This is a genomic window from Roseateles sp. (genome assembly GCF_052436255.1).
GTDB lineage: Bacteria > Pseudomonadota > Gammaproteobacteria > Burkholderiales > Burkholderiaceae_C > Pelomonas.
In genome coordinates this window covers 1-5791 of the sequence record NZ_JBQVNP010000218.1, presented here as the reverse complement: position 1 = coordinate 5791, position 5791 = coordinate 1, and the positions used below count along the sequence as shown (strand labels likewise).

General features: G+C 72.4%; 4 protein-coding genes. 1 reads left to right on the top strand and 3 read right to left on the bottom strand.

The window, feature by feature from the left end; genetic code table 11:
- On the top strand, nucleotides 1-2465 hold a 2465-nt coding region (locus tag ACT6S0_RS25920), incomplete at its 5' end, for a glycoside hydrolase family 2 TIM barrel-domain containing protein (RefSeq protein WP_444766618.1).
- A gap of 21 nt (nucleotides 2466-2486) precedes the next feature.
- On the opposite strand, the gene ACT6S0_RS25915 is transcribed toward ACT6S0_RS25920, so the two are convergent.
- The 3 genes from ACT6S0_RS25915 to ACT6S0_RS25905 form a co-directional block, all read right to left on the bottom strand.
- Entirely contained in the window at nucleotides 2487-4310 is a 1824-nt protein-coding gene (locus ACT6S0_RS25915; RefSeq protein WP_444766617.1) for a hypothetical protein, read from the bottom strand.
- 58 nt (nucleotides 4311-4368) lie between these two features.
- On the bottom strand, nucleotides 4369-5298 hold the full coding sequence (locus tag ACT6S0_RS25910) for an alpha/beta hydrolase (protein ID WP_444766616.1): 930 nt from the start codon (nucleotides 5296-5298) through the stop codon (nucleotides 4369-4371).
- Between the two features lie 28 nt (nucleotides 5299-5326).
- Nucleotides 5327-5791 (bottom strand): PA14 domain-containing protein (locus ACT6S0_RS25905; RefSeq protein ID WP_444766615.1); only part of this gene is annotated, 465 nt, incomplete at its 5' end.

Below are 5791 nucleotides of genomic sequence, written 5' to 3'. Positions count from 1 at the left end.
ACGCCGGCTGGCGCTACCACCTCGGCGCCGCGGCCGGCGCCGAGCAGACCGGCTTCGACGACAGCGGCTGGGCCGCCGTCGGCCTGCCGCACAGCTTCAGCCTGCCCTACTTCCAGGCGGCCGGCTTCCCGGTCGGCGAAGGCTGGTACCGCAAGGCGCTGGAACTCGCGCAGGCGCCGGCCGGCCGCCGCGTCTTCCTCGAATTCGAAGGCGCCTTCCAGGTGGCCGACGTCTACGTCAACGGCCAGCGCCTGGCCACGCACCGCGGCGGCTACACCGGCTTCAGCGTCGATGTGACGCCGGCGCTCAAGGCCGGCCGCAACCTGGTCGCCGTGCGGGTGGACAACCGCTGGGACCCCACCCTGGCGCCGCGTGCGGGCGAGCATGTCTTCAGCGGCGGGCTGTACCGCGACGTCTGGCTGGTGCACACGGGCGACGTGCACGTGCCCTGGACCGGCACCCGCATCACCACGCCCGACCTCACGGCCGAGCGCGGCGTCGTCGTGGCCGAAACCGAGGTGCGCAACGACGCGCCACGCGAGCAGCAGGTCGTCGTGCGCACCGACATCGTCGACGCGCGCGGTGCGCTGGTCGGCCGCCTGCCCGAAGCGCGGCTGCGCGTGCCGGCCGGCCAGACCCTGATGGCGACCCAGCGCTCGGCGCCCATCCCGCGGCCGGCCCTCTGGACACCCGAGACGCCGCACCTGTACCGCGCCGTGACGCGGCTGGTGGTGGCCGGGCGGGCGACGGACCGCTTCGAGACCGAATTCGGCTTCCGCTGGACGCAGTGGACGGCGGACAGGGGCTTCTTCCTGAACGGCCAACACCGCTACTTCCGCGGCGCCAACGTGCACCAGGACCAGGCCGGCTGGGGCGACGCCGTGACCAACGCCGCCATCGAGCGCGACGTGCGGCAGATGAAGGACGCCGGCTTCGACTTCCTGCGCGGCTCGCACTACCCGCACGACCCCCACTTCTCGGCGGCGGCCGACCGCCTGGGCATGCTCTACATGTCGGAGGCGCCGTTCTGGGGCACGGCCGGCTTCAAGAGCCCCTGGGGTGCCTCGGCCTACCCGACCGAGGCGGCGCACGAGGCGGGCTTCGAGGCCAGCGTCAAGCAGCAGCTCGCGGAGATGATCCGCATCCACCGCAACCACCCGTCCATCGTCGCGTGGAGCATGGGCAACGAGGCCTTCTTCACGGCCGCGCACACGCTGCCCAAGGTGCGCCAGCTGCTCAAGGACATGGTGGCCCTGTCGCACGCGCTCGACCCGTCACGGCCGGCGGCCGTCTCGGGCGTGCAGCGCGGCGAGCTCGACAAGCTCGGCGACATCGCCGGCTACAACGGCGACGGCGCCGTCCTCTTCCCCAACCCCGGCGTGCCCAACTTCGTGGCCGAGTACGGCTCCACCATCGCGGATCGCCCCGGCGAATTCGCGCCCGGCTGGGGCGACCTGGAGCGCACGCCCGGCGCCAGCGCCGGCAAGCCCGAGAGCTGGCGGCCGGCCTGGCGTTCCGGCGAAGCCATCTGGGCCGGCTTCGACCATGGCTCCATCGCCGGCCGGCAGTTCGGCTCCATGGGCATCGTGGACTTCTCGCGCCTGCCCAAGCGGGCCTGGCACTGGTACCGCCAGCACTACCTGGGCATCGCACCGCCCGCCTGGCCCCAGGCCGGCAAGGCGGCGGCCTTGAAGCTCACGGCCAGCGCACCGGCCATCCGCCGCGCCGACGGCACGGACGACGTGCAGCTGGTCGTCACCGTCGTCGATGCCGAGGGCCGGCCCCTGAGCAACAGCCCGCCGGTGCGCCTGGACATCGAGTCCGGTCCGGGCGAGCTGCCCACCGGCCGGCGCATCGCCTTCGCGCCGGGCTCCGACATCGCCATCCGCGACGGCCAGGCCGCCATCGCGATGCGCAGCTGGCAGGCGGGCGTGAGCCGGCTGCGCGCCAGTTCACCGGGGCTGCAGGACGGCGTGCTGGCGATCGCCACGCTGGCGGGGCCGGCTTTCCGCCCGGCCATCACGCCGCTGGCGGCCGACCGGCCCTACCACCCGCCCGTGGCCGAGCTGGGCGAGGAGCAGCTGTTCGGCCGCGACACACCCACTCAGGCCAGCTCGGCCGCCGCGGGCCACGCCTCGCGTCTTGTCAACGATGGCGACGCCGCGACCTGCTGGCGGCCCGAGGCCCTAGACCCCGAGCCCTGGGTGGCGCTGGACCTGGAACGCATCGTGGCCATCCAGCGCATCGTCGTGCGTCCCTGCGGCGCCGGCCGCTACGCGCTGCAGGCCGAAGTGCAGCAAATGAACGGCCAGTGGCTGGTGCTGGCGGCGCGCGCCCTGCAGGAGGCGGGCGATGGCACGCTCGAACTGCCCACCGAGGCCCTCACCGGCCGCCGGGTGCGGCTGAAGCTCCAGGGCGGCGGCGTGGCGGAGTTCGGCGTCGCCGGTCGCCTGGTCAACCCCTGAACGCCGCCGGGGGCAGGCCGGCTAGGGCCTCGGGCCGGTCCCGCCGGGTGCGGCGGACGGCGCAGCCGCCCGGTCCTGCTGCTGCTGCTGTTGCTGTTGCTTGATGAAGTCGGCCGCCGCCTCCAGGCCATGGCCCAGCTCCACCTTGCGCAGCACGCTGGCCTTGTCGAGCGTCCACTCCTTGAGCGGCGCTTCGGCGCTGAAGTCGCGCCGCAACTCGGCCAGGATGTCGCCGCGGGTCACGCCCGCTTCGAGCCGGGCCTGCCACTGCCGGGCCCAGCGGGCCGTGGCCGGGTCCTGCGGGTCCTGGGCCAGCGAGGCGAGTGTTCGATAGGCCGCGTCGGCCTGGCCGGCATAGGCATGCGCCAGCGCGGCCGCGCCGGCAAAGGCATTGACCTCGCGCGCCTCCTGCCAGGTCGAGAGCAGGCCTTGCAACGCGGCATCGTCGGGCAGGTCTCCCGTAGCCAGCTGCGCCTGCACCCGTGCGAAGGCCAGCATCGCCGACCCCGGGTTGGACGCGCTGGCCTGCTGCAGCCGCCGCAGCGCCGCCTGCAGGTGCGCGCGCCGCGCCTCGCCCTCGCTGCGACCGGCCAGCTTCAACCGGGCCATGCCCATCAGGTAGCCGGCCTCCAGGTGGGCGTCGTCCGCCTGCAGCACCGCTTCCAGCGGGGCCAGGGCATGCTGTGGGTCGCCCCAGTCGATCTGCGCGCGGGCCAGCGTCAGGCGGGCCTGCTGATCGCGCGGGAACCTAGCCGCCAGCTCTGTGACCTTCTTCAACAGCGCCTCGCCCGCCTGCCGTCCCGGGCAGGACTTGAGCGCGGCCTGCGCCAGCACGAAGCTGCCCGAAGACAGTGGCAGCGTGCGCAAACCGACATGCGGCGCGGGCAGGTCCTGCGGCTCCACGCGCAGGCTCTCCGTGCCGCGCAGCGCGTAGCGCCACATCACACGCGAGAGGTCCGCGGTCTTCATGTCGAAGGCGCGCTCGAACGCCGCCGTCGGCGCCTCGCCTTGCTCCACCAGCGACAGGTAGCGGCTCAGGCGCTTGCGCCGGTCGTCCGACGACAGCGCGTAGTGCGTCAGCAGCCAGGACTTCGCCGTGAACTCCAGGCCCACGCCGGCGGCGCCGCCGGGGCTGCGCGCGTTGGCCACGTCGTTCAGCAGCACGTCCTCGTACTCCAGGCTGTACTGGCGCCCTTCACCGAGAAAGCGCAGGTAGCCGGCGAGCGCCCGGGGAGCGCGGCCCACCACCATCTGCTGCGCCGAGAAGCGCACGCTGGAGAAGTACTGCGCAAAGCCTTCGACGAACCAGGCCGGTGCCCGGATGTCCGTGTGGCGGCGCAGGAAGTGCCGCGCGTAGGCCTCGAACACATGTGACAGCGTGTCGTTCAACGCCGCCTTGTCCAACTGCGCGTCCGCGAGGCTGGCGATGCGCTCCATCTGGACGCTGAAGCCCTGCACGCCGGCCGGACAGCTGCCGTAAAGCCCGACGGCATCGGCCGGGCCGCTGGCGTCGACCGCCTCCAAGCCGGACAGCCGGGCGTGGTGGTAGAGGGTCAGCTTGGCAGCCGGCCGCTCGGCCCGCCGCACCGGCTGGGTGTACAGGCGCAGCAGGTGGTCGAGCTTCTCGAGGTTGTCCAGCAGCGCGGCGACGTCTTCCTCGCGCGCGTCCGAGTAGACGACGAAGTGAGGGCTTTCGGCCCTCAACCAGGCAGACAGCGCCACCTGGCGGCCGGCCACCTCCACGCGGTCGAGTTTGCCGTTGTCGGCTGGCTGGGCACCGGCGGGGCAGGCCAGCAGCAGGCAGAAAGTGGCGAAGAACGCGCGAGTCGACGAAGGCAGGCGCATGGGCATCCTTGGGGGGTGGGGGCGGTGCACGACGGAGCGGCGACGAGCTTTGGCCGGCTCAGCGGAACAGCCGCTGCGCGAAGTGGAAGAGGTTTTCGGCCCAGCTGTCGCGGTCGTGGCCGTACTCGTCCACATGCCAGAGGTGCGCCACACCCTGCGCCTGCAGCGCGCGATGCACGCGCTGCGAGACGTTGATGAGGCCGTCCTTGTTGCCGCAGGACAGGTAGAGCAGCGCCAGCTCTCGCTTCAGCGCCGCCGGGTCACGCAGCAGCTCGGCATCGGGCCGCGTGTTGGGCGCCGACGAGAAGCCGCCCACCCAGGCGAAGGTGTCGAGATGGGCAAGGCCGAAGTTCAAGGCCTGGCCCCCGCCCATCGACAGCCCGGCCAGCGCACGCTGGCGGCGGTCGCGCGCCGCCGCGTACTTGGTCTCCACCGCCGGGATCAGGAACTCCAGCAGGTCGCGCTCGAACTTCGCGAAGCCCTCGGCGTTCTGCGGTGTGAACACGCGATCCGGCGGCGGCGAACGGTCGTCGGGCATGGCGCGGCCATTGGGCATGACGACGATCATCGGCAGCGCCTTGCCGCTGGCGATGAGCTTGTCCAGCACGACATTGGCACGCACATAGCCGTTCCACTCGTGCTGGTTGCCGCCGATGCCGTGCAGCAGGTAGAGCACGGGGTAGCGGCGTCCGGCCGCGTAGCCGTGCGGCAGGTACACGAGGGCCTGGCGCTGCGTGCCGGTCACGCCGGAGGCGTAGCCGAGTTCCTCGATGCGACCGCCCGGCACGCCGGCCTGCGCGTCAGCGAAGCCGGCGGGCGGCGGCGCGAAGGCGCGCACATCGTCGGCCGCCAGCGTGATCGGGCGTGCGAAGTTGGCGCGGGCGCGGTCGGGCGTGACGGCCTCGCCGTCCTGCTGCGCCGCGGCGGCGGTGCTGGCAAGGGCCAGGGCTGCGACGCCGGCGCGTGCCCAGCTGAAGTTCAGTGGCATGAAGGTCCTCCCGTGAAAGCGCGCCAGCTTATTCCGAAGCGGCGGGCGGACGGCCCAGCAGGCGGCGTGGGATGGGGCGGTAGTCTGAATCCGGCGCGCCGGACTTCTTCCAACCCAGCATCAAGGCGCCGCCCCCGGGACCCTGGAGGTAGCGCACGCGCAGCTGATGAATGCCCTTGGTCAGCGCCACCGTGCCCATGACAGCGTCCGGCACGTGCAGGCCGTCGTTGTTGATCACTTCCTTGCCATCCACGTAGAGCACGCCACCGTCGTCCGCGACCAGCACGAAATCCCGGACATCGTCGTGCGGCATGTCGAGGGTGAAGCGGATGTCCAGTCCGTACCACTCGCTGAAGTCCAGGCCGGGCAGGCCCAGGCCCATGTTGCGCGGCGCGATGTCCAGTTGCGCCAGGCAGATGGTGCCCACCGGGCTTCGTCGTCGATCCATCTCCTTGACGGAGGTGGCGCGCGTGCTGAGCCTGTGGACCTCGGC

Excerpts from the sequence above, each read along its gene's own strand:
- ACT6S0_RS25915 (WP_444766617.1), bottom strand. The coding sequence starts at position 4,310 with ATGCGCCTGCCTTCGTCGACTCGCGCGTTCTTCGCCACTTTCTGCCTG.
- ACT6S0_RS25910 (WP_444766616.1), bottom strand. The coding sequence starts at position 5,298 with ATGCCACTGAACTTCAGCTGGGCACGCGCCGGCGTCGCAGCCCTGGCC.